The sequence below is a fragment of the Lysinibacillus sp. 10T31 genome (assembly GCF_056394365.1).
Genome location: NZ_JBFTHS010000007.1, coordinates 32,693 through 58,217, shown reverse-complemented (window position 1 = coordinate 58,217; position 25,525 = coordinate 32,693). Strand labels below are relative to the sequence as shown.

The 25,525-nt window shown below is 33.8% G+C and carries 23 protein-coding genes and 1 pseudogene; 1 reads left to right on the top strand and 23 read right to left on the bottom strand.

Annotation, left to right across the window (positions count from 1 at the left end):
* Positions 1-713 precede the first annotated feature (713 nt).
* The 3 genes from AC1DCY_RS05800 to ytaF form a co-directional block, all read right to left on the bottom strand.
* Entirely contained in the window at positions 714-1,463 is a 750-nt protein-coding gene (locus AC1DCY_RS05800; protein WP_477348447.1) for an LCP family protein, read from the bottom strand.
* 234 nt (positions 1,464-1,697) lie between these two features.
* Positions 1,698-2,351: a helix-turn-helix domain-containing protein gene (locus AC1DCY_RS05795; RefSeq protein ID WP_477348295.1), complete on the bottom strand. Its 654-nt coding sequence runs from the start codon at positions 2,349-2,351 to the stop codon at positions 1,698-1,700.
* A 169-nt stretch (positions 2,352-2,520) separates the two neighbouring features.
* On the bottom strand, positions 2,521-3,156 hold the full coding sequence (gene ytaF / locus AC1DCY_RS05790) for a sporulation membrane protein YtaF (protein ID WP_477348293.1): 636 nt from the start codon (positions 3,154-3,156) through the stop codon (positions 2,521-2,523).
* An 826-nt stretch (positions 3,157-3,982) separates the two neighbouring features.
* Here ytaF and AC1DCY_RS05785 point away from each other — a divergent pair.
* Positions 3,983-5,434 carry a copper amine oxidase N-terminal domain-containing protein gene (locus tag AC1DCY_RS05785; RefSeq protein ID WP_477348291.1) on the top strand — a complete coding sequence of 484 codons (1,452 nt, stop codon included), beginning with the start codon at positions 3,983-3,985 and terminating at the stop codon, positions 5,432-5,434.
* 340 nt (positions 5,435-5,774) lie between these two features.
* Here AC1DCY_RS05785 and AC1DCY_RS05780 read toward each other — a convergent pair whose 3' ends face one another.
* From AC1DCY_RS05780 to AC1DCY_RS05685, 20 genes and pseudogenes are all read right to left on the bottom strand, one after another.
* Positions 5,775-6,725, bottom strand: a complete 951-nt coding sequence (locus AC1DCY_RS05780; RefSeq protein ID WP_477348289.1) for a sensor domain-containing diguanylate cyclase — start codon at positions 6,723-6,725, stop codon at positions 5,775-5,777.
* Between the two features lie 387 nt (positions 6,726-7,112).
* Entirely contained in the window at positions 7,113-7,436 is a 324-nt protein-coding gene (locus tag AC1DCY_RS05775) for a YnfA family protein (RefSeq protein ID WP_477348287.1), read from the bottom strand.
* A 281-nt stretch (positions 7,437-7,717) separates the two neighbouring features.
* Entirely contained in the window at positions 7,718-8,623 is a 906-nt protein-coding gene (locus tag AC1DCY_RS05770) for an aminoglycoside phosphotransferase family protein (protein ID WP_477348285.1), read from the bottom strand.
* A 100-nt stretch (positions 8,624-8,723) separates the two neighbouring features.
* The gene (locus AC1DCY_RS05765; protein WP_477348283.1) at positions 8,724-9,458 is read right to left on the bottom strand and encodes an urease accessory protein UreH domain-containing protein; all 735 of its coding nucleotides are present in this window, start codon (positions 9,456-9,458) and stop codon (positions 8,724-8,726) included.
* Between the two features lie 234 nt (positions 9,459-9,692).
* Entirely contained in the window at positions 9,693-11,210 is a 1,518-nt protein-coding gene (locus AC1DCY_RS05760) for a multicopper oxidase family protein (RefSeq protein WP_477348282.1), read from the bottom strand.
* Positions 11,211-11,257: 47 nt separating this feature from the next.
* Positions 11,258-12,301, bottom strand: coding sequence for a sensor histidine kinase (locus tag AC1DCY_RS05755; RefSeq protein ID WP_477348280.1), 1,044 nt, complete (start codon positions 12,299-12,301; stop codon positions 11,258-11,260).
* Positions 12,298-12,960, bottom strand: coding sequence for a response regulator transcription factor (locus AC1DCY_RS05750; RefSeq protein WP_477348278.1), 663 nt, complete (start codon positions 12,958-12,960; stop codon positions 12,298-12,300). Before AC1DCY_RS05750 ends, AC1DCY_RS05755 begins: the two co-directional genes overlap by 4 nt.
* A gap of 121 nt (positions 12,961-13,081) precedes the next feature.
* Positions 13,082-13,363 (bottom strand): annotated as a pseudogene (locus AC1DCY_RS05745) (LysR substrate-binding domain-containing protein); the annotation flags it as partial.
* 31 nt (positions 13,364-13,394) lie between these two features.
* The gene (locus tag AC1DCY_RS05740) at positions 13,395-14,084 is read right to left on the bottom strand and encodes a LysR family transcriptional regulator (RefSeq protein WP_477348276.1); all 690 of its coding nucleotides are present in this window, start codon (positions 14,082-14,084) and stop codon (positions 13,395-13,397) included.
* Positions 14,085-14,250: 166 nt separating this feature from the next.
* Complete coding sequence (locus tag AC1DCY_RS05735; protein ID WP_477348274.1) at positions 14,251-14,940, bottom strand: glucosamine-6-phosphate deaminase; 690 nt, start codon at positions 14,938-14,940, stop codon at positions 14,251-14,253.
* A gap of 124 nt (positions 14,941-15,064) precedes the next feature.
* Positions 15,065-17,011 carry an N-acetylglucosamine-specific PTS transporter subunit IIBC gene (gene nagE / locus AC1DCY_RS05730; protein WP_477348272.1) on the bottom strand — a complete coding sequence of 649 codons (1,947 nt, stop codon included), beginning with the start codon at positions 17,009-17,011 and terminating at the stop codon, positions 15,065-15,067.
* A 272-nt stretch (positions 17,012-17,283) separates the two neighbouring features.
* Entirely contained in the window at positions 17,284-18,231 is a 948-nt protein-coding gene (locus tag AC1DCY_RS05725; RefSeq protein ID WP_477348270.1) for an ABC transporter permease, read from the bottom strand.
* Positions 18,200-19,123, bottom strand: coding sequence for an ABC transporter ATP-binding protein (locus tag AC1DCY_RS05720; protein WP_477348268.1), 924 nt, complete (start codon positions 19,121-19,123; stop codon positions 18,200-18,202). Before AC1DCY_RS05720 ends, AC1DCY_RS05725 begins: the two co-directional genes overlap by 32 nt.
* 5 nt (positions 19,124-19,128) lie before the next feature.
* On the bottom strand, positions 19,129-19,824 hold the full coding sequence (locus AC1DCY_RS05715; RefSeq protein WP_460013026.1) for an ABC transporter ATP-binding protein: 696 nt from the start codon (positions 19,822-19,824) through the stop codon (positions 19,129-19,131).
* Between the two features lie 10 nt (positions 19,825-19,834).
* On the bottom strand, positions 19,835-20,191 hold the full coding sequence (locus tag AC1DCY_RS05710; protein ID WP_477348266.1) for a GntR family transcriptional regulator: 357 nt from the start codon (positions 20,189-20,191) through the stop codon (positions 19,835-19,837).
* Complete coding sequence (locus tag AC1DCY_RS05705; RefSeq protein ID WP_477348264.1) at positions 20,188-20,967, bottom strand: hypothetical protein; 780 nt, start codon at positions 20,965-20,967, stop codon at positions 20,188-20,190. The genes AC1DCY_RS05710 and AC1DCY_RS05705 overlap by 4 nt, the downstream gene beginning before the upstream one ends.
* A 120-nt stretch (positions 20,968-21,087) precedes the next feature.
* Positions 21,088-21,237 (bottom strand): hypothetical protein, encoded by a 150-nt coding sequence (locus tag AC1DCY_RS05700; RefSeq protein WP_477348262.1) that lies wholly within the window; start codon positions 21,235-21,237, stop codon positions 21,088-21,090.
* A 732-nt stretch (positions 21,238-21,969) separates the two neighbouring features.
* Complete coding sequence (locus AC1DCY_RS05695; protein ID WP_477348260.1) at positions 21,970-23,811, bottom strand: ATP-binding protein; 1,842 nt, start codon at positions 23,809-23,811, stop codon at positions 21,970-21,972.
* The gene (locus AC1DCY_RS05690) at positions 23,808-24,317 is read right to left on the bottom strand and encodes an ABC-three component system middle component 2 (RefSeq protein ID WP_477348259.1); all 510 of its coding nucleotides are present in this window, start codon (positions 24,315-24,317) and stop codon (positions 23,808-23,810) included. The genes AC1DCY_RS05695 and AC1DCY_RS05690 overlap by 4 nt, the downstream gene beginning before the upstream one ends.
* Entirely contained in the window at positions 24,310-25,425 is a 1,116-nt protein-coding gene (locus AC1DCY_RS05685; protein ID WP_477348257.1) for an ABC-three component system protein, read from the bottom strand. Before AC1DCY_RS05685 ends, AC1DCY_RS05690 begins: the two co-directional genes overlap by 8 nt.
* Between the last annotated feature and the right edge of the window lie 100 nt (positions 25,426-25,525).

Here is a 25,525-nt window from a genome sequence, read left to right as displayed (position 1 = left end):
TCGAATTAGCAAAATGGCACTTCCCGTAATCAAGGTAAGAACCATTGCATTTTTTTAATCGAAAGTTGAACATCCACCGATTCGGACAGGGAAAATAAACAGGTTTTAAAAAGTAAGAAATAGCTAAAAAAATTATGGGGTTTTACTTGAGCTTTCTTTATGAGGAATGCAGAAGAAGAGATAAAAAAGCGGAGTACTTACACGACAACTTGCTTTAGTGAAAATGGTGTTGCCTATGCGATTAAGAAGCAATTTCAGGCGGAATTATAAAAGTGTCTTTCCAATAACAGATATTTTTTCAAACGAAAATCGCTTTTCAACATTAGAAGATGTACAAAAGTTACTACCCTCCTTTATTAAAAACTGACATTATTGAATTTGGATAAATGAAAACCACCTAAAACGTTGACACTCCAACGTTCTAGGTGGTTCTTTTCATAAACCGCATTTACTTATGGAAAGGTTAATCGAAACTAATGCTAAATTGCCGTCTTCCCTTTCTATATTATTTGGAGAAAGTTTATTGGATTTGCTTGCACAAAAAAAATGAAAGAATTTTAGATGTTGAATGTAGCAAAAGTGATTTGACTCATCAGTTAAATATGATGTAGCACTTTTCTCGAAAAGGACCCGTAAAATAACAAAAAGAGTATGTTTTGAAATAATTGTTCAAAACATACTCTTTTTTTTAGCTGTATTGCCCTGCTAACTACTTAGTTTGATTCCTTTGACTCCAAAGATGAAACGTCATCAGTTGATGATAGAAACTCTTCTAATGCCTGTTTGTTCTTATCTAAGTCAATATCTAAGACGTCACCTACATTTACACGTTTATCTTCATACGAATTTGCAACAGGAATTCGTAAAGTCTCCATACTTTCAGATTTTCCATTTACAATCCCTTTTGCGATGGTAAGAATTGTTTTATTATCAACATTTGTATCAAAGTATGAATCTGCAACACCAAGTAGTTTTGGCAAATTTATTAAACTTGAAACACCGATTTGTTCTTTCACCTTCGTCAAAACCTCTTGCTGGCGTTCCACTCGCCCAAAATCACTTAAACGATCGTGGCGGAATCGTACATAGCCCAATAACTCGTTACCATGTAAAACTTGTTTTCCTGGATGTAAGGTCATACCAATTCCATAGGACATTTCATAAGGAATATCAACCTCAATTCCATCAGGTGCTAAAAGATCCATAATTTTAGGGAATCCTTTAAAATCTGCGAGAGCATAGTAATTAACATCAATATCAAAATTTTGCTTAATTGTTTTCCTTACAAGTTCAGGACCTCCAAAAGCAAAAGCAGCATTTATTTTATTCATTCCGTGCCCTGGGATGTCGACATACGTATCTCTCATGATAGAAATAAGTTTTACATCATTCGTCGTTTGATCATAGTGTGCAATCATTAACGTATCCGATCTACCGTCTTCGTCTCTAGCGTCACTTCCCATTAAAAGCACATTAATCTGACCAAATTGTACATCCGCACCTTCAAATGGGTCATACGCCGCCTTTTGGTCATCTTTATAAAGACCATCGTCTGCCATAGCCAATCCGCTATTGTATTGATAAACTCCATAAATAATCCCTGCTACGATTACTAATGCGAATGCTAAGAACAAATTCCTTAGCCATTTACGGCCTTTCTTACTTCTTTCCATAAATAAATCCACCTATCACTTAAGTTAGTTTTTTAATAATGCCTTTGTAGTAAGTTGCACAGCTATTGCATCGTCTAAATAACCAATCGGAAATAAATAATCCGGTATAACATCTACAGGGATTATAAAATATAATAAAGTACTTCCAATTATGGTTAGTTCAAAAATCGTGCCCTTCCCCGATGAGAATTTCTCGTATAACTCTTTTAATTTGCTTATAAACGGACCTATGCTTCCTACACTCTTAATTTTTTCATCAAAATCCTTAAGTATCGAATTTTTACCTTCTTCTGTTTGCGCATAGAGTTCATAGCTTTCTAATTTCTGTTCAACATTTGCCACCGAAAATTCATCATCGTACACATTCGAAGACTTAAGAAAAGCTTGTATTGAGTCAACAGACGTATGGATATCTGAATCTGGTTCTGTTTCTGGCTCTTGTCTCGGCTCAATTGGGTATCCTGCTGCTTCAAAAAGATTGATTAATGGAACACCAAGGCAGTCAGCAAAATTTTCTAAATGTTGTGGTGTCGCCTTTCTTTTTCCATTTATTATCCGTGAGATCGTAGCTGTGTCGATTCCAGTGAGTTCACTAAACTTCCGCATAGATAATGAACGTTCTTTCAACAACTCCCTCAGCAATAAACCAAGAGTATTACTGTTACTCTGCTCAGCCATTTTCGATTCCCCCTTCTTACAATATCTAGCATGACTTCACGCAGTCGTCTAATATGAAAATATCATTCTCAAGAAGTGTATAATGACGTTGACATTTTGTCAACAACTTAGATTTATTATGCCATAGAATAAATTGCGTTCGGATCCCTCCCGATTACGCTGAAAGAAGTTAAAAGAATGCTCCAACAGCGACTATTAATAAAATGACTCCACTAATAATTGTTCCAAATTGCCCTAAAGTAAATGAACCGATTCGAACATCTGCTACTTTACTTCCTAACTTAACCCCTAACCAAACAGTAATAAAACTCCCAATTGCAGCAAGTATCGAAATGACAAGTGGCGAAAGACCGAGTAAACCTGCACCTACCCCATTCGTAAGTGCATTCGCCGATAAGGCAATGCCGAGAAGCACAGCTTCTCCCCATCCAATTTCCCCAGATTTATTGAATTGAGCTTCCTCGGGATTTCTTAAAATATCTTGAACATTATTATTGGACTGCATTTCATTGTTACTACCCACTATTGAAGTTTCTTGTTTCCGCGGTTTAGCCAAAAGAATAATCCGAATTCCGATGATAAATAATAATAACGCTCCGATGACCACAGGAAGCATACCTGGAAGAATTTTTGACATCCATACACCAAATGAAATGCCTCCCATACTCATAAGAAAACAAATGATCGCGATTAAAATATTTTTATCAAATCTAACATTTATCTTTCGAATTCCGTAAGAAAGTCCGACACCTAAATTATCAATACTGGATGAAAAAGTAAAAGCCAAAATGATTAACCAAGTCACTCAACCACGCCCCTTTTTTTATAGCATATTATTCGCGTTGACAAATGGTGCGTATTTACCCGAAAAACGTTGACAAAAAAACAACAAGACCTTAGTAATCCATAAAAAGTACTAAATAAAATAACTAAAATTTTAGGAAATATTAGCTTATCACCGTAACGTGAGGGTGATATTTTTATAGGAAGAATTAAATTTATTTAGCTAGGACGGGTATCCTTTCAAAACAAACAAATTTACGCACACCAAAAAGACCTAACGAAATATTCATCTTTTCGCAAGGTCGGAAAGGATATAGTGAAATTACCATTGATGATCAGTTGGAAGCTGCTCTTTTGTATTCGTATGAGTAATTGCGTTGAAGAAGATTGCATACTACTTTCAAAAACTTATTCATACTCGCAATGAAGGCAACCATATTCAATTTATATCCAATAAGTTTTATGCTACCCTCCAATCGGGAATCTATTGACAAGCCTACATTCAATTAAGTCATGTTCACTAACAATATAACCATTATTATCTGCATCTTGGTCCACCATATATTTAGGGTAAAAAGTCGCCGGTTGCCAATTTGTAATAAACTTCCATATAAAATATGCTATCCTACTACATTGTTCATTATATCCATCAATAATCTACTTAAAATTAGAATTTATACTAATTTTATATAAAGTTAAAATTAATTTCCTATCAGCTACTTGGTATTTTTTACTTTAAGACTTAACCTTTCAAAACTAGGATAATATATCCTTTTATTGATTTTGCAGTTATTTATTTGTATATTTTTTGTATAATAATACAATAAAATTTTAAAGGAGTGTCATTAATGAAAAAACATATTTTAAGTTTATTTCTTGTGATGTTTGCTATGTTTGGATTCGCTTCAACAAGTCATGCATCAAATACGTATTTAGAATCTGGCAACACACATTCAAACACACTAACATCTCCAAAAGATTCACAATGGTATCAAATTAATACTACGCAAGATAACAGCGATATTAATATTTATTTAGCCAATACAACTGCGCCAATCAGATTTTCTCTATATGATAGTAATAAAAATTTAATTGTTTGGAATGTCTCATCTTCTTTCCAAACTTTAAAAGCTGGCACATACTATATTGAAGTTAATGGTTACGATTGGGGCAATAGCTATTCTAGCGGTTCTTATGAAATTAAAGCGACGTATAGTAGTGGAAATGTTACTCATGATCCGACTACATTTGAACCTAATGATACACGTGAAAATGCTTTCCCTATTCAGTCAGGAAAAAAGATTTCTTCTTTAATTTCAAATGAGTATGATGTAGATTTTTATAAATTTAGTACGACTGTAGACAATGGTGATGTTTATATTTATCTAGCAAATACATCTGCACCAATCAAATTTAACCTATATGATAGTAATAAAAATTTAATTGCTAGCAGTAACTCATCTCTTTTCAAATCTTTAAAAGCTGGTACATACTATATTGAAGTTTATGATTTCTATTGGGATAATCATTACTCTTCTGGTACGTATGATTTAATTGCGACCTATTCTACAAATTCTAAAGAGCACAATCCATCAACATTTGAACCTAATGATACTCTTGAAAATGCTTTCCCTATCAAATCAAATGTTTCAATCAGCTCTCAAATTTCAAATAGCAATGATATTGATTTTTATTCAATTACGTTAAATAAAGAAGGAAATGTAAACATCTCATTATCCAATACTTCAGCGCCAGTACGTTTTGAAATTTATGATGCCAATAAAAAATGGTTGGATAGTAGCTCACAGTCTTCTTCAAAATATTTAGCAGCCGGCACTTACTATATCAAAGTTTACAGTGACTCTTGGGGTGATCAATACTCTTCAGGTACGTATACTTTAACTGCTGGTTATCCAAATGCAATAACAAAAAGCAACGAGATTTTATTGTATTTAAATAGTAAAACAGCCTATATCAATGGTAAAAGTAAAACACTTGCTGTTGCACCTTTCACTAAACAAGAAACAACTTTAGTTCCTTTACGCTTTGTAAGTGAAGAGCTTGGTGCAAAAGTTAACTGGAATTCTAAAAGTAATGATATTACAGTACAGTTAAACGGTACAAACATCGTATTAAATACTGATAACTATTATGTAACTGTTAACGGCAGTTATAAGAGACTTCAAGTAAAACCAGAAGTCATTAATGGCACGACATTTGTCCCACTTCGCTTTGTAAGTGAAGAACTTGGTAAATCTGTACTATGGAACGCTAAAAACAAGAGCATTTTAATTAAATAATGACTATAAATTTCTCTAGTAAACAAGGCGCTTACTTTGTTTACTAGAGATTTTCTATTGAAATATTGTTAAATCAGCATTCTAGATGGTTCTTTTAATAAACTGCCTTTACTTAGGATGGGGTTCTCCTCACCATATTAACTGGTAGTTTTAATAGCGTGACACCTGAGAATACAGGCACAGCCCCCCCTGAAAGCTTACCCGGAACGCAAATCTATTCCTTCAATTGCAAAAAGCCATCATTTTTCTCTTTCGAGAAATGATGACTTATTATGTCCCAGGCTCTCTTTTCATAAGCGCACTTACTTATGGCACGGTTTACTGCGTCCAACATAAAAGACTAAACCTTTTCCTTTAATAATTTTCTGTTCTTCTTATTTTTATACATCTTCGCATCTGCTTGGCTAAACAACTGCTCCATAACGCCGTAAGAGGAGTTGCTATATTCATATCCAATAGATATTTTAATCGATGAGAACGGCAAATCTTTATAGTCTTTTTGCATTTTCATCTCAACATTTTTTAAATATTGCTCGACTTGTAAAACGCTTTTATTTGGAATAAGAATAGAGAATTCATCACCACCGATTCTTGCTATAAGCATGTCATTATCTGCATATGCTTTCAAACAAACTGCTGTTTCACGAACTAATTTATCCCCCATTTGATGACCGTATTTGTCATTAACCCATTTCAGCTCATCTAAATCTGCTAGGACTACTGTAATCGGGTCGTTGCGTTCGTTAAAATGAGCCATCTTTGCTTGAAAATATTCACGATTATACAAATTTGTTAAGGCATCATGAGTAGATTTGTACTCTAATTGCTGTTGTAATACGATTTTATCATTAATATTTCTATATAAACCTTGTATAGCTACATACTTGCCATCCTTATAAACAGGTGTAGCATATTCTTCAGACCAAATATATTCCCCTAGATGATTTTTTAAGCGTACGGTAATAGGCTGGTTAAAATTAAGTGTCCCTAATATTTTCTTTACTAAGATCTCATAATCATCTGGATGGATGATTTCAAAAATTTTATCAGGATCCTGTATATGATCTCTTAATGCATTTGGACCAAGGAGATTATTGACAGTAGGACTTAAATATAGATATTTCAACTTAGGATCCGTCTCACAGTAATATAAAATATCACGTATATTTTCAACCGATTCCACCATTGGTTCTAATAACTGTACTTTTTGTTGTAGCTTAGATTTTTGATAATATAGGCGTAAACATATTAGTAAAAGTCCTATTATTATGCCCCCAAAAAATATCCACATAAAAAAACCTGCCCTCATTTAAATTGTGCAAATAAATTTTGTAATTTAATTTTTCTGAAAATAACAATTAAATCCACTTTCCGAATTTTTCAACATAAAGTAAATTATACCTCCTTTTTACCTATAACAAAAGCTAATATTTGTATAATTCTTCCGTTTAATGAAATAAAAAAATGAATTAATTGAGTTGCTGCACAATGGTTATGAGAATCAGATGCCGAGGTTGATGAATTCAACTCATGCAAACAAAAAGCCATCTTCTCCATTACACCGCTCCGTTAATTGAATAGCAACAATCTTTTCGAAAACAGCCTTTATTTAAAATAAAAAACCTACACAATTATGATTTTACTCAAATTGTGAAGGTTCATAAAAACATTCTATCTATCATGAACGAGGTATTAAAATCACCAAAACACCAATCAAACAAATGCCTGCTCCAACGAAATCCAAGATGTCTGGTTTTTTCCCGTCGATTCCCCAGCCCCATAAAATGGATAGGACAATAAAGACACCTCCATAGGCAGCGTAGACTCGTCCAAAGGTTGGGAAGTTCTGAAAAGTAGCGACAACTCCATATAAAGCCAACACAATCCCGCCTATAATTCCCCAATAAAATGGTTTACCTTCTCTTAACCAAAGCCAAATTAAATAGCCGCCCCCTATTTCGCCAATTCCTGCGAGGATAAATAATAATGTTGCACTAATCATTTTTTTCACTCTTTCTATATATGTTTAAAAGAAAATTTTAGCATTGTCTCTCTATTATACATAAAAGCACTTGCCATTAATGAAATCAAAAAATTCCGCTTATCTCCTGTGCAATCATAAGAAAAAGGTTGTTTATTTTAACAGGAGAATGCGAATTATTGTAAGTAGTAGATATCGCTATATTGTTCTTACTATATTCCCCTTCTTGTAACATATTTTTTTAGATATGGTGCAGTCTTTAATAATTTTAGAAGGCGAATCGTTCATATGCTTACTGCGTTTTATTTATACCAACTTGGTTTAACATTCTTAAAATACTGATGATCATCTAGGAAGATATTAATTTTATTTCGCATATTATCCATATCTTCTGGTATTGTTTTTAATGTCCATACAACTGTTGAAAATACACACATGGCTAAATATAGACTATACAAAGTCCAAAATTCATCACTTGGTTCTTCTCCATTAAAATAACCTTTTATTTGACCAATGGAAAAAGGAACGCTAATATTTCGTGTAAAAATACCGATTTTCAAAAATTCATGAATCGGATCACCCCAATCATATCTCCCAAAGTCAATAATTCCTTTTAATTTCCCTTCCTGTGCAATTAAATTACTTGGGTGATAGTCATCATGCTGAAATACATTGGGGCGATTTTTCATCAACAACATATGATTGTCTATAAATTGTAGAATTTTTTCATCTTGATCAATTTTTATTGGGCATACTAGATAAGCCTCTACATATTTTTTATGCTTTAAACTTTTTCGTTCATACCATGATTCTATATGTTTAGGTGCTTGAATTTTATGTAGATTCAAAAGCTCTTGCCCTGCTTCAAAACCTAATTGATATTGCTCTTCCTCTGTTAATACTAACAATTCATCTTCTACATCATTCCCATCCACAAAAGTGGTTACCATATAACCACGCACTTGCATTTTCCCAATCTCAATCGCTGTTATCGCTTTATTTGTATAAGTCTCAATTGTTTTTAATATTGCAAACTCCTTTTCTCTATCTTCAAATTGACTAACTGGGAAAAATCTTATCATATATTTTTCATCGTTATTTTTATGAGAAATGAAATACTTTTCATCTGAAGAAAACCCCTTATTAATTCTCTTAATCTCTCGATAGTCTTTTAGAAAAGGTATCTCATTCAATAATTGTTCAATCATATATTCCCTCCTTTAGATAAAATATGGAATGTAACTCCAATTTCGATGTTTAAAGGCTCTATAAGCGTAAGCGTTTAGGAGCAAAGGCGCTACTTCCTCTTTACAATCCCCAGTATGTAATCGTATCTGCTACGCCTATAATAATCAGAATAACGCCCGCTACAATTTGAATCACTCGTCCCATTTTCATGCTTGTACGCATAATGAATCTTTTTGCGTCAAAAAAATGAATAAGCCCCAGCATCACTAGTAGTGGTACAGAAGTTGCTATACCAAAAATGGCCGGCAAAACAACACCATACGAAGAGGATACGACTGTTGGCATTAACCACACGAAAAATAGCACAAACATCGTAGGGCAAAAGGCTATGGAAAAACTAGCCCCCATCAGAAAGGAGCCCAACTTCCCCTCTTTTAAAACTGCCGGAATGTACTTAGGAATTCGATTTAGTAATTTTAATTTTAAAATTCCAACTAGCACGAGCCCTGTTATGAACATGATCGGACCAATTGCTTTGCGAAAAATAGGAAAATACTTAGTCATCTCAGTTTCAAAGGACTGACCTAATAACCAGGCGAATAAACCTATTAAACTAAATACAACAACTTTCCCTAGAATAAAAAACACAATTTCTTGCCAATTGTTTTTCATTTGCAAAGTTCGACTTCCATAAAAAGTGATAGCACTCATATTCCCCGTTAATTGACAAGGAGCTAAAGCGCCTATTAATCCAAGAAGAATCGCAATAATGAACGGGGAATGTTCATAGGAATTTAGAAATACTGTAATCGGTCCACTAATAATTTGGCTTATTTTCGACATTAAACTATACATCTATAAACACCTTCTATTTTTTATTAAAGTAATTCACAGATTTAGAATCTCTAGTTATTTACTGCTTCTTTGCATATCAGATGACAAACTACTAAAAACGCCTCGATATCCACTGCCCCATATTTTGTTAAATAATAGCGTATAATCATTCACAAGAACATAAAAGAAAAATCCTGTTTTATAAAAATTAACACAGGATTTTAATCAAATTTTATTTTAATCCTCAATTAAGCATTACTCCACCTTAATTTGACCCATCATTCCATTATCCTCATGCTCTAATATATGACAATGGAACATGTAGATGCCCTTATGCTTAAATTGTACAGCTATTTTTACTGTCTCATCTGGCTTTACGGAGATACTGTCTTTCCATCCTTGTTCATTTTCAGGTGGCTTTTTCTCATCACGAGAGAGTATTTTAAATTGTGCTCCATGAATATGGAACGGATGAATCATACCGCCCATCATATCCGGTTTATTATAAATTTCCCATACCTCGGTAACCCCTTGTTTTTGTGTAAAATCAATTCTTTCCGGATCAAATTTCTTTCCGTTTATCGTGACCATGTCCATCATTCCAAAGAGTTCCACTTCTTTTGTGACAGGTAGATCCAATTCTTTATCTTCTAATGAAAGATCATTCAATTTTTTAGGGACCATACTCATTTCTCCACTTTGATTAGTAACTACAAATGGTAAAAGGACTGATCCATCCTCATTTATTAAAGCTAGGTCATGAACATCCTTAATTTTTGAAAAGTCTACTACAATTTCTGCCCTTTCAGAAGGCGTTAGTGTAATCTCTTTTAAAGAGACGGGTTCATTCAAGAAACCACCATCTGTTGCGATTTGAAGAAAAGAATCCCCAGTACTCAATTTAAAGGTATAATTTCTCGCATTAGAGCCATTTAATAAACGAAGACGCACTTTCTCTTTGTTTACAGTCAATTTAGGGTTGAACGTTCCATTAATTAATAATGTATCTCCAATCGTTCCGTCTGTGTTCATTGCAGCGCTATAATTCAATTGCTTTTTATCATCAAATGTTCTATCTTGGAAAATCAAAGGGAAATCGTTCTTTCCATAATCATTTGGCAATCCAAGACTTTTTGAATGATCATCTTCAATATAAACCAAGCCTGCAAGCCCGTTATATACCTGTTCAGCCGTTTTTCCATGTGGATGGGGATGGAACCATAGCGTTGCAGCTTCCTGATTCACTTTAAATTCGAGAATTTTTTCTTCTCCAGGTTTCAGAATGCTTTGTGGCCCACCATCTTTTTCCCCTGACACTTCTAGTCCATGCCAATGAAAAGTTGTATTCTCATCAAGTTCATTGATAGTTCTAATCTTTACTGTTTCACCTTTTTCAAGACGAATCATCGGTCCGAGAAACGTTCCGTTATACCCATACGTATTTGTTTGAACACCATCGAATATTTCTGTTTTTCCTTTTTGAGCCCTAACTGTGTATACAACTTCATTCTTTTTATTACTTTTAAGTTCAGCAGGGACTTTTACTTCATTTACTCCTGTCGAGTTGTTTAAACTTACCACATTACTGTGACTCTCATGGCCCTTCATCTTGTCATGATCCATGTCTGTCATATCTTTTGAAGAGTGTTCCATACCATCCATCTTCATAGAGGAATGATCCATATCCTTCATATCGTTACTATTTGCTTGGCTACAAGCCCCAAGTATGCCCAAACTCGCAATAATACTTGCTGCTAATGTTATTTTCCTCATATCAACCATTCCTTTCACCTGAAGTATATAGAACAGTTGTGTAGGAATTATGTAGAAAGAGGAATTTGTATACAAAATGTTGTTCCTATATTTTTCTCACTTTTGACGGAAATTGTACCGTTATGTGCTTCCACTAGTTTTTTGGTAATTGTCATACCAATACCATTGCCAGTATATCGATTTTCCACTCGGTAATTTCGTTCAAAGATTTTTTTACTTATTTCTTCATCCATACCAACGCCATTATCATGTACAAGAATTATATAATCGCCATTTTCTTTAAATAATTTGATTAATATCATGCCATCTTTTTGAACATGGTACATTGCATTTTTTATAATATTGTGTAGAATTTGATTCAATCTCAAGGCATCTACCTTTGCATAGATTGTTTTGTCTAAATCCAATTCTACTTGTATTTCTTTTTCAAGTAATTCACTTGCCAACGTAATAACGGACTTTTCGATTACATTAGCAATCGGTTGCTCTTTCATAATGACCTTAAATGTAGGATTATTAATATCATTTAATGTATCTAATTCTCCAACAAGGAGAATTAGCCTATCAATTTCCTCAACACATGCTTTCAAACGATCTGGTGTAGCTGTCCAAATCCCATCTTCAAATGCACTTAAATAGCTTTTTATTGAGGCTAATGGATTACGAATTTCATGTGCAAGATCCTGTGTCATTTCTTTACGACGGAGTTCATAAGCGTTTAATGTTTCATCTAGTTTCATCAGTGATTTACCTAATTGACCAATTTGATCATTAATCGTATAGCTTATATTTAAATGACGGTCTCCACGCACTAGTCTTAACGCAAAGTGATTCAGTTCTTGGATAGGTTTCGTTAATGTTTTTGCAATTAACAAACTAGAAATTAGTATAAAAATAAGCAAAAGGCCTAATGACCATATTGCCGTTTCCCTTAATGCCATATCAAAGTGGTGAATTAATTCTTTAGAATCTGTAATATGGAGCATCATCAAATGTTCATGACCTTTATAAAGTAATATCCCTGTGATGAATAAAAGTATGCTTGTAGAAAAGATAGCTATAATTAAGACAATTTTTATATGAAATTTCATTGATTTATAACCTTTTCATTTATTTTGTATCCCAAACCAAAGACAGTCTGGATGTACTCTTCATTCATTTTTTTACGAATATTTTTTATATGTTGATCCACAATACGTGGATTTATGTTCAAATCAAAACTATATATTTTTTGAATGATATCATCCCTGCTAAAAACCTTTTTAGGATTTTCAGCCAGTAATAGTAAAATGCTAAATTCATGTGGCGTAAGCTGAATACTTTGATGATTTACAAATACTTTTCTCTCATCTTTATGGAATTCCAACTGTCCTATAATAATAATTTGTTTTTTATGTGAACTGGGTAACAACCTTTCTGCTCTTATTAATATTTCTTTAGGATGAAATGGTTTAACTACATAGTCATCTGCACCCATTTCAAATCCAATTATCTTATCATCAATAGAGATTTTTGCTGTAAGCATAATCACAGGAATATCGTAATTTGATTTTACATATTGGCAAATATCCTCTCCGTCCATATCCGGCAACATTAAATCTAAAATAATCATATCAAGAGGTACTTGATCGATCATTTGAATTGCGGATTCTCCTGTATGCGCAATATATGTATGATCTCCGTTTTTTTCAAAATAAGATGACAATACCTCAGTAATCTTTTCTTCATCATCTACGAGTAACACTTTCATTTTCCTTTACACCAACTTTGTATAAGAATTCAAAAATATTAAAAACAATAAAAACAGTAAAAGCGCTTCATTCAATCTAATAGTACTTTAATGAAAGAACATCTACTCTCTAGCTCTCATATTAATCACTAATAACATCTTTGTATATCAGATGGCAAACTGCTAAAAACGCCTCAATATCCGCAGTTACATATTTCGTTAAAAAATAGGTATTCGAAACAATATGGGAACATTCCTTTAACGAATAGCTATGAAGTAATTGCTGGTGACATTCAGCAACGATTACACTCTTTGGTAAAAAGGCAATCCCCAATCCTTGTTTGACAAAGTTTTTAATTACCTCTGTTTGATTAATATTCATGCTTTTATAGCTTGGGAATTGCTGAAGTACTTGTTGTATGTCCTGCCAGTAAGGTGCATATTCATCCGATCAATTATGCCTCGGCATAATTGCGTCCGGAATCGGCTTTGTGCTTTTGCACAAAGAACTCCTTTCCGATTCCGTGACATCCGCCGGAGGCTTTAACTTCTTTCAGCGGATGTTTGGTCCCGCTGAAAAAAGTTAATATAGTTTCTTGTTGTAATAGAGTGTGTGCATCTGTCGCTTTTTTTGATATCGGAGCAATCAAATGAAGTGGTTCCTGTGCGAGAAGAACTGTATGAATGTCACGTGTCGAAGTTAATTTTGATAAACCGATATCGACTTTGCCTGTATATACCGCTTCCCCAATTTCATTGGACTTTAACAGCTCAATCTTTAATTGAATGGAGGGGTTTTGCTGCTGAAATGTATGAATGATTACGGTTAATGTAGAATTGGCGATTTGTGGAGAAACACCAATTGTTAACTGGGACGTATAACCATTCAAAAAGGATCTAGTATTTTGTAATCCTTCATCAATCGTTGCCATCATTTTCTCAGCGTGTTGAAGGAAGTGACCACCGATATGATTTAATTTCACATTCTTCCCCTGACGTTCAAAAAGTGTTGTTTGTAGTTCTTTTTCTAGATGTTGAATATGCTTCGATACCGTTGATTGTGTAATAAAACGCTGTTCTGCCGTCTCACGAAAATTCTCTGTTTTCGCAGCAACAATAAAAGTTCGTAACCATTCTGTTTCCATAAATGCGCCTCTCTAGTTTTTCATTCATTATATCGAATACTATTTAAGTCTTGAAACCTTTTCTAACACAATACTAACGTAAACTTAAAAGCAGTTGAAGTAATACAATTTCTTGTATCTTCAACTGCTTAATAAGCGACTAGCTGGGCGTGCAGGAACTTATTCCCTACTCTTGTATATCTGTTAATATCATAACATTTGGATGCTTTGTTAAAACACTTGCTGGCACATCTTCAGTATAGTCAGAAGCAAGCACACGTTTTAATACATTACGCTTCGCTTCTCCAACGGCGATTAACAAAATACATTTTGCCCGCATAATGGATTGAATCCCCATCGTTATGGCTTGAGTTGGAACTTCATCGATTGAATCAAAAAAGCGTGCATTTGCTTGGCGAGTTGATTGTTCAAGCGTTACAAGATGTGTCAATGAATCAAATGACGTTCCTGGTTCATTAAAACCAATATGGCCATTTTGTCCAATACCAAGCAATTGGAAATCTAACGGATGCTGTTGTAATTTTGATTCATAGCGTGCAGCTTCCTCTGTAGGATTATTAGCTAAACCATTCGGTAAATAAGATTCTTTAAATGGTTTATGACGAAATAAATGTTTATTCATATAATATGCGTAGCTTTGATCATGTTTAGCACTTAGTCCAACATATTCGTCTAGATTAAAGCTAATACAATTGGTAAAATCAACCTCAGTCTCACAGAATTTAGAATATAGTGGTTCCATTGTACCACCTGTAGCTAAACCGAACGTTGTAGCACCTTCATTTTTTGCCTTCGCTATAATGTCTACTGCACGAGCGTATAAATCTTTTCTTGAAGAAAAACGTTCTAATTTCAATTCTAGAAGCCCCTTTACTCAAATTTTTAATCGTTAAAGCTCCATTACGTGTAAATCACATTTCAAGAGTTGTAATCTTCCCACAGAAAGTGATGATGTTCATTTTATTTGAATCTCATGTTTATTACTTCTTAATAGAAATAATATTAGTAGAACCAGCTCGTTGGAAACCGGATTTTTCAAGTGTAACTTCTCGTCCAATTAAACTTGTGAATACAATTGGTGTGACGATAGAAGGTACTTTGTCTTTAATGTTCTTAAAGTCTACTTTTAACAACGGATCACCCCGTTGAATTAATTGCCCCTCTGAAACTATCATTTCAAACCCTTCACCGTTTAGTTTGACAGTATCTAAACCAACATGAATTAATATTTCTACACCTGTATCGGATTTTAAGCCGATAGCATGTTTCGTTGGGAAAATCATGACTACTCTTCCATCAAACGGCGCATAAACTGTACCATCTGTCGGATGAATGCCAAAACCTGGCCCCATTATACCTGATGAAAAGGCTTCATCAGGAACTTCAGATAACGGAATTAAATCACCTGTAATGGGCATTTCGAAATTATCTGAAGAAATTGTTGCTTCTGCTGCAGACTCTTCAATAACAGGTGGATCTTGCTGTAAAGAAATATTTGCAGGAGTTGGGTTACCTTTTTTTAGGCGATCTTTCATAGCTTCTGCTAAAAATTCTACAGACGTACCGATAATTACTTGTACGTTGGTCTTGCTAATTCGCATAACACCACGTGCACCAGTTTGTTTTAATGTTTTTTCATCCACCTGATCCACATCGCCAACAGTCATACGAAGGCGAGTTGTACAGTAATCAACTTGCATAATATTATTTGGCCCACCTAATGCTTCGATTGTTTTGTAAGCTCGAACATCTAAATCGTTAGATATAGCTGAATCAGCTTTTGTTCCGTCCTCATCTTCGTCTTCACGACCAGGCGTTTTTAAATCTAATTTCTTGATTACGAAATAGAAAATGACATAGTAAATGGCCCCAAAAGCTAATCCCAATGGAATTAAAAGCCACGGTTTGTCTGCTAAACCAAAGTTTAAAATATAGTCAATTAAACCTGCTGAAAAACCGAAACCATCTCGGAATCCAATAATATAAGAAACAGCAAGCGAAATACCTGTTAATACAGCATGGATACCATAAAGTACAGGTGATAAAAACATAAAAGTAAATTCAATAGGCTCTGTTACGCCTGTTAAGAATGCTGTTAACGCGATAGAGACGAACATACCACCGACTACAGCACGTTTTTCCTTTTTTGCTGCAAAGTACATCGCAAGACAAGCTGCCGGTAATCCAAACATCATGATTGGGAAGAAACCTGCTTGGAAATGTCCTGCTGATGGATCTCCCGCTAAAAAGCGATGGATATCCCCTTTGACGATTTCGCCTGCCGCATTTGTAAATTCGCCAAAGTCAAACCAGATGATTGTATTAATAACATGATGTAGACCGACTGGAATTAATAGACGATTGAAAAAACCATACATTCCAACCCCAAGTGATCCTGCACCGATAAACCAGTTCCCCACTGCATCGATACCACCTTGAATTGGTCCCCACACTAAAGCTAAGATACTAGCTAAAACCGCCATTGTAATAGACGTTATAATTGGTACAAAGCGCCGTCCTCCAAAGAAAGATAACCATTCTGGAAATTTAACATTATAAAATTTGTTATACAATAAACCTGCTGTAACACCAGCAATAATACCGCCAAATACGCCCATATTTAAGTCTTTATTAACGGCCTCTAAGACTGCGACTAATATAAGATGGGCAATGGCACCTGCTAACGCTGCACCACCACTATTATCATGTGCGAAGCCTATAGCAATACCAATTGCAAAAATAATAGCTAAATTACCTAAAATAGCATCACCTGAAGCAGCCATAATGCTTGCAATATAATGCACAACGTCATTTGGCACTGCACCAAGCATATCATCAGATCCTAAACGTAATAGTAATGCAGCTGCTGGTAATGTAGCGATTGGAAACATTAACGACCTACCGATTTTTTGTAAGAAAGCTAACAATTTTCTGCCTCCCCCTTCACGGTATAGTTGTCTATACCAATTTACTATCTATTATATTCGTCATTTCGAAAAAAACAACCAGTTTTCAGAATTTTCTATTTTTAACACTCATACTCACCCTCTTATCATTATGTATTTGTTTTATTTTGGATAAAGTTATATATGGTCATCATCCAATACTTATAACAAATAAAAATTTTCTCATCCAGACAAAAAAAGCACCGCCAATTGTTAGTTATAAATCTAACAATTGGGGTGCAGTAAGGCCATTTTTATGCTGTTACATCACGTTTCATAAATGACATATAGCTGATCACAAGGAAAATTACAGCGTAAATCGCAAGAATTGTGAGTGAGAATGGCATTGTCATACCATCTATTATAAAGTTATCAGTTTCATACTGTGTCAAATCTGAATGTGTTAGCCAAATATATTTGACGATTTCAAATCTGCTTAAGAACATCACAATCATTCCACCTGTAAAAGATAAGAACATCGTTAAACCAATCGCTAAAGAGCTTGAACGGAAAACTGAGCCCACTAAGAAAGCAAACAATATTGACATGACAAAGTTACCAGTAGAAAGTAAATAGTGGTATGCTAAATCATTCCATACTGCTTTTTCAACAACCTGACCGTTGACCATTTCTAACTCTACACCAGTTGAACCACCAAATAGTATCAGTCCAACTAGAGCACTTACTACTACATTTACTACAATTAACAAGAGCCCAAATATGAAAGTTGTAAGCAATTTTGAAGTTAATATTTTTGCTCGAGAAACCGGACGCGTTAATAGCATTTTAATCGTACCAGTAGAGAATTCACTAGATACAATACTTGCTGCAGTAATAACTGTAAATAATGTCACTAAAGTCAACATGCCACTTGTAAATGACATAAAGCTTGCTACGCTTAGATCTTCTTGAGAAGGCACATCTTCTGCTAATCGATACTCAGAAATAGCAATTTTCTCCTCGAAGGTTTTTTTATCCTCTGCCGATAATCCGTCTTCTTTCATCATCTCTTTATAATTATTAATAGCCTGCTGTTCACTTTCCTGCCACGTTATATCCTCTGTCGTTTTTGTTTCATAGTATTTCATCATAATACCAGGACCAATAATAAAGAGGATTAATAGCGCAACCATTACCCATGTTCCTTTTTTATGCCATAATTTCATCCATTCATTTTGAATCAGCTTCAGCAATTTGGCCACCTCCTGTCATTTCTAGGAATTGATCCTCTAACGTTTTTTGATGCGGTTGTACTGCAAATAATTGAATTCCTTCATTAACAAATTGCGTAATGAGTTTCGGTATATCCTCTTTCTTTATTTCCACCACATACCCGTTATTTTCTGCAACAAAGTTGTAATCAAGCTTTTGTAGAAGTGCTGCAGTCTGATCATTTGGTGTAGCTTCAATATAATAAAATGAAGAAGTTTCAACGTTAATATCACGAATATCGATAAGTTTACCATTTTGTATAACAGCTACTCGATCACACATTAACTCAATTTCAGATAATAAATGACTGGAGACAAAAACAGATACTCCATCTTCCTCCGCAATTTTACGCAAATACATACGAAACTCACGAATACCTGCTGGATCCAGACCATTTGTTGGTTCATCTAAAATTAAAAATTTTGGTCGATGAAGTAGTGCTTGTGCGAGTCCTAAACGCTGACGCATCCCTAACGAGTAGGTTGATACCTTTTCATTAATGCGCTTTTCAAGACCAACTTGTTTAACGACCTCTAGAATACGCTCTTTTGTAACGTTTTTATGCATACGCGCAAAGTGCAGTAAGTTTTTATAACCCGTCATATATTTATACATTTCCGGATTTTCTACAATTACGCCGACCTTACTAATCGCTTCCTCATAATTGTCCTGTAAGGAAAGGCCATCAATAATAACTTTCCCCTCAGTTGGATTCATAAGCCCTGTCATCATACGAATCGTCGTCGTTTTCCCTGCGCCATTCGGTCCTAAAAATCCAGTAATTTGACCTGGATATAAATCGATATTCAATTGCTGAATCAATTGTTTACCACCAATGGTTTTTGATATATTTTGCAATTGCACAATTGGTTGTGTTGTCATTAATTTCACCCTTTCTTATAATAGGCCTTCATCCATTGCACAGCATCCTTATTCGAGACATCTCGAATCGTCTCTACTTCCTCATGTGCAATAATCGAACCATTTTGCAATAAAATGATTTGATCTAAAATAGGCTCTACCTCATATAACTCATGCGTTGATAATAATATTGTCTGGTGTTCAATATCTGTAAATTGAATTAACCCTTTAATGAGCTGCTCACGAACAATTGGATCAAGACCAGAAAATGGCTCATCCATTAAATAAAAGGGTACTTCTCGCCCAAGCGTTGCGGCCATTTTCATTCGACCACGGTTCCCCTTTGATAATTGCCGTAGCTTCATATTTTTATCAACCTGTAAAAACTCTGCAACAATACATGCCTTATCATACGAAAAATCTTCGAATTGAGAAGCATAGTGCTGAAAAAGCTGCTCACCTGTGTAAAAATCAAAAAACAAATCAATATCTGGTAAATAAGCAATTTTATCAGCACTTCTACGTGTAACAGGTGTTCCATTTAGCAATACCTCACCACTTGATGGACGTAATAAGCCTGCCAACACTTTTAATAGCGTAGACTTGCCACTACCATTTTCTCCAACAAGCCCTATGATTTGCCCCACCGGAAAGGAAAAAGACACATCTTGTAGAATAGGTTTTTTCATATAACGAAAAGAAACATTTGATAGCTGTAGCATTTATTTCACCTCACGATTTATTTTGTAAAACAACCAGCATCTCTTCCTTTGAAAATCCAAGTGCTTCAATGGAAGTTAAAAAATGATCTGCTAATTGAGTTTTCATTTCTTCGCGTAAAAGCGCAATTCGCTCTTCATCAGTTGTAATAAATGTACCTTGACCTCGTTTGGTTTCCGTTATATTCATCGCTTCTAACTCCTTATACACTCGCTGCACAGTATTTACATTGACACCTGTTTCCACTGCATATTCTCGAACCGAAGGAAGTCGATCCCCAAGCACCAGATTCCCTTTCAGAATGTCTCCACATATCCGATCTACGAGCTGACTATAAATGGGCTTATCACGTGAAAAGTCGATTGTCATCGTAAAACCACCTTTTCAAGCCACTTTGTCGCTACGATAAATAGAATGGATACCAAAATGATAGTTGCTATTTCTTCTACGACATATATTGAGCCTAAAGTTGAATCCATTGTTAGTAATTTCGGGAAATATTGTTCCAGCCCCGTTAAAGGTATCCCTATACGATGGAAAATATTATCATATAATTCACTTCCTGTAAATTTAAACCATAAATTCATACAGAAGAAAAAGGTAACCATAGTGATAACAATAGAAAATCTACGAACTAAATGTTTCATTTGGAGATTAAATGCTAAATATAATACCATTATTACAAACATCATCAATTGAAGAATTACAATAATTGCTACAAAAAATAACAACAATAAAAGTACTTGGGCGAAGTTGCCTACAATTTCATCTTTGACTTTGTAAATAGCTATACCCATAAAGATAATATTGAAGATAGCGTATCCTATTAAAGAAAATACGATTTTCACACCCACAAGTTGTGCAATAGAACTAGTTGAATGCAGCCATATCTCTTTGGTCTTTAAGTCATGACGGATACTAGCTAGGAATTGTAATACCGAAAAAAACCCACCTAATACAAGTACTAGTATTGAAAAGGCAAATGACAGCTGATTTTCCTTCGCAAATCCATCACTAAACTGCCATATTAAATATGGAACTACCATGGACAGCATGATCCCTATAAAAATTCCCACAAATAGCCATGCCCTATAAAGCACCCATTCCTTTTTAAATAGCCCTACAAAATTTTTCAAAGAAAACACCTCGTGTCATAGTGTACTAGTCAAATAGTACACTATGACTTTTAGGTTTGCAAGCATTAAAAGCAAAAAAAAAGGAAGGACATCTGAATAATACATGGCTCTTCCATCAATAAAATTAAGTTACATATGTATGCCTCTTAAGCAGAGTGAGAGGGGGATTTCCGTTCCGACTGGGTGCTTTCCTGGGGGCGTCCGATGAGCCGCTTCGCTGCGCTCCAGGGTCTCATCTGTGACGCTGATCCCCGAGGAGTCACCCAGTCTCCACTCCAATCACCCTCCAAGAATGTTTCTTCTGGCATGCAACTTCTAATTTTAGTGATATTACGAAAATTAAGTAATAAGTGTTTTTTAGCGAAAGCGCAGTTAATGTATCTGAGCAACTGGTGATTTCTGTGCGAAATATCAATCTTTTTCTATAACTACAGGAATCCCTATGAGTTTAAGAGACACTTTCTGAAATATTTTAGAATGTCTCCAATTTGAAAATACGTAACTAACATTAAAAAATCAAGAAAAGGAAGCATTAGTCCTATTGAATCAACGCCCCCGAGCTATCATGAAACGCAATAATCAACATTTCACCATCAATTTTATTTCTTTTTTTACAGATATACATAAAGTTGTTTTACTTTGACGTACTCAGCTTAATTATAATTAGTTCTGTAATTTCTCTGGAATTTCCAATACACCCACATTGCTTTAAAAAATCCAATTTTTATTGTGGTTCAATTTATCAAAATCATTAAAATACCATGTAGTATTTTGGGTATCTAACTAATCTTATCTAATATATCCAAGAAATCTACCTTTGCTTCTACATTATTAATATAAATAGTATTAATTCAAGAAACATCCGTGCGCTTATTTAAATATAAGCGCACGGATGTGGGTTGTTCAATTTAACAAAAATCCCCCTTTTTTGTAAATATTCAAACCCATTTGACCTATCTTTAAAACATCCATACTTATTATTCAACTATTCTGTTAAATTGAGATTAAACCTTACTTCTCTATAAAGCCGTATCTCCCCATATTTTCATTCTTAGTAAATTCCACAAGATTTATTTTCCCATGAGTGTCTAATGGTGGCCTTTTATTTTCAAAAATTATCACTTGTGATTCATTTTCACATTCAACTAAGAATTCAAAAAAGTTATCTTGTAAATCAGTTGATGTTTTTTCTTCTTCGCTATCTCCTTCTTTATAAGAAGTTATAGGAGAATCTAATATTACATTTCTAGGATGAGGTAAACCATTTTCAATACAGTATTTCATTACCCCTAAAATAAATGCACTATACGCAATAGACCTGTAACCTTTCCCGTAAGTTCTTCTAGGTTTATCTGAGATAACTATATCTTTTTCTATTTCATCGAATTCAATTTTAGTGTACCCTGGGTAGTTCCAACCCGATAAATAGTATTTTATATCTTCACATAACTCTTCCAAATATGTTTCTAGATTAATATGTACTTTCATATCATCCTTGACATCTTCTTTATCATCAACTAATAAATCTATTAATTGCTTCTTATGATTTAACATTTTATTTAATGTATTCTTTCTTTGTAAAACTACTTCACTTGCTTTTTGTCTTCTCAATAAATCTTGTATTTCTTTTTTTAACTTCTCGTTTTTTGGTGTTAATTGTTCGTCTAATTCCATAGAAATTATTTGAAATCTAGTTCTTAATTGATCCATTTCAAGGCTATAGAATTGCTTTTCTTCTTCCATCGATACAATAGTAGCTCTAAGGTCCACTAAATGTTTTGTGATTTTTTCTAATTCTATTGTATAAGAGTGTTTGACCTCATTGATTTGATGATCACACTCTCTATTACTATAGTCGACTTTTTGATTACACTCAGGGCACTGTTCAAAATTTAATAATGAAAAGTAATGCTCTCCTTCTATTAAAAATAGTAGTCGTTTCTTATCATTTTTATACTGCTCCTCTAACAAATAAAAGCGCTTTAACATTTCTTGATTTGTTATTAAAAGAGAATCAACTTTTTGAAGCTCTTGCCATACTTCCTTTCTTTCATCTGAGTTTTTTTGTATGTCCTTACTTAAAGCACTACTAATTTCAATTAGCTCTGTAATTTGTTCATTTACATTAGATTGGGTAAATTCTACTTCTGTATCAACAATCTCTAATTCTAAATCTTTAATTAACAAATCTATTGTTTCTATCTTGGCTTGATATATTTTATTTAAATTATTATTAGAATTTATTTTTGTTTTTGTATTCGAATCATCTATTCGTGTAAGAATAAACTTAAACGCTGCTAACTCTGCTGTATGTTGCGAGTTATTGTCTGAATAAATTGGAGAATTCTTCGTAAGAATTCTTAATTCATCTATTAAAGTCAAATGATTAAATGTCCTGTAAGTAAACCTTTGAACTTCATTCTTTTTATTCTTTTTTACAAACTGTTCAGTGTTATCGTATCCTGATAATTTTAATAAGAAACTAGAAATACTTTCAGATTTCTTACTATGTTTTTGAGCTAACTTTTCATATTTCATATTGTTTTTCAAATCATTAAATGCACAATTATATTTCCCAGTCTTCCCATCTTCTAGTGATCTTTCTAAAGTATAAATCTCACCTTCGTTGCTCTGTAATTCTAAAAAAATCTTTTCGTATCCTGCGATTTCATCTATTAGTTCTGGTTTGTCTTTTGCTCCCAACATATAATCGAGACATTCTACAGCAAAAGATTTACCTGTGTTACTTGGACCAACAATCACATTTAAACCTTTTTTAAAGGTTAATTCACTTTTTAAATCCTTGCCACCCAAGATTACTAATTTATTTAATATAAATCCTTTTTTCTTCAAAGGTCACCCTCCTTTAAATTAGGTTCATACATAAACTCTCCCCCCCATTTCTTAACATTTGTATTAACAAACTGCCCTAATTCTTCATCAGAGTGCCCTGCAAAATATTTAGTGATCCATTGAGCGTTCTCTTTAAGCAAGCTATAATATTCCGTTTCAAACAAATTAAGAAATGGATAACTTAGTTCTGTAGCAGCATAGCTAATTCCCTGATCATCATATATAATTTCAATTAAACTTTTACTGTACATTAAACTCAGCCCTTCTTGCATAGCTCCTCTTCTAACTATAATTTCTCCAATACGATGGGGTGTATTTGGATGAAGGGATAGAGGCGCTTCTTCCACTCCAATATCTTGCGAATGTATTAAAAAATAATCAAAATAAATTAATCTTTGTAAGGAAAATTTCCCCTCTATAGCAGTCGATAAAATAATTAATGCTCTTAACCCTACTTCCAATGATGTATTAAATATAGTAGTACTGTTTGTTAGATTTTTAGTCACCCTTTTTCACCACCCAACCAAATCTCTGTTCATTTACAAGATGATGACACATACCCGCTAAATCATTGTTTTTTAATGAATTCACTAATGGATAACTCGGAGTTTGCAATGTTCTTGCAACTTTTGTTACTTCTTTTACCCGTTCGAATCCATTCGGGAAATCTACCTCTACAGTATCAATTACTCCATCGTAAATTTCCTCTTTTAGATCTTCAAACGCATTTGATCCAGGAGGCATAATATCCCTTTCAAATCTCATTAAAGATTCTGCTGAGTAAAAGCTTTTTCTTTGACGGAAAAAATGATCTTCATATTCTTTAAAGAATGATAAATCCATAACATTTCTTATTTCTTTATTACAACAATCTCCATATGCTTCTAATAATTTATCAACATAGACAATTTCTTCTTCTCTAATCTCATTCGGAGGTTTACTAACTATTGGACGTGTTTTTTGAATCCCTCCAAATCTATAAAAAAAGTATTTAGTTTTTGAATGTTGTTCAATTAAAGCTTGAGGCTCAATTTCACTAAAAATAGAAAAATCAAACTCTGATACATATTCTAAAAACTCTCCCCTTAGCTCTATATCTTCGTTTTTAGTTATTTTCGATTTACACTTATCATCCCATTCTTCTATTAACTTATCTCTTAATTTATCTGGTTTATCAAATAAATTATTTAAAGATGTAGACACACCGTTCGGTGTTACGAAATAATACTTTCTCGGTACAGAAAATTCATTTTTAAATGTGTAATAACATAACTTTCCTAGTTCAATCCAAGCTTTGCTAGGTGCTAACGTCGAATTATAATGCTTACATTGGTAATTATCCCAAATTATTTTATCTTTATCTTCTTCATTTACATAGGCAATTACGTCTCTTCCCATGTCACCTGCTCCTCCACACCTTTTAACTCTGCTATACTCCTCTTTTAAATATCCTGTAGCCCATTCTCGTACTAAATCTTCAAAATCACTTGCAGATATTACTTGTAATCTTTTAATAGGTTCAATCGTTTTACCTAATAATAGATCTGCATTAGAAAGTTTGACTTTTATCTCTGGTTCATCCATCTCCAATATTCCAAATTTATTAATAGACATCTATATCACCCTGTTTTTCCTCATTTTATATAATTTTAACAATATTATATATTTTTAAAAGAGTAGAATCTTGAATTTATTAACTTTTTTAATAGTCAAG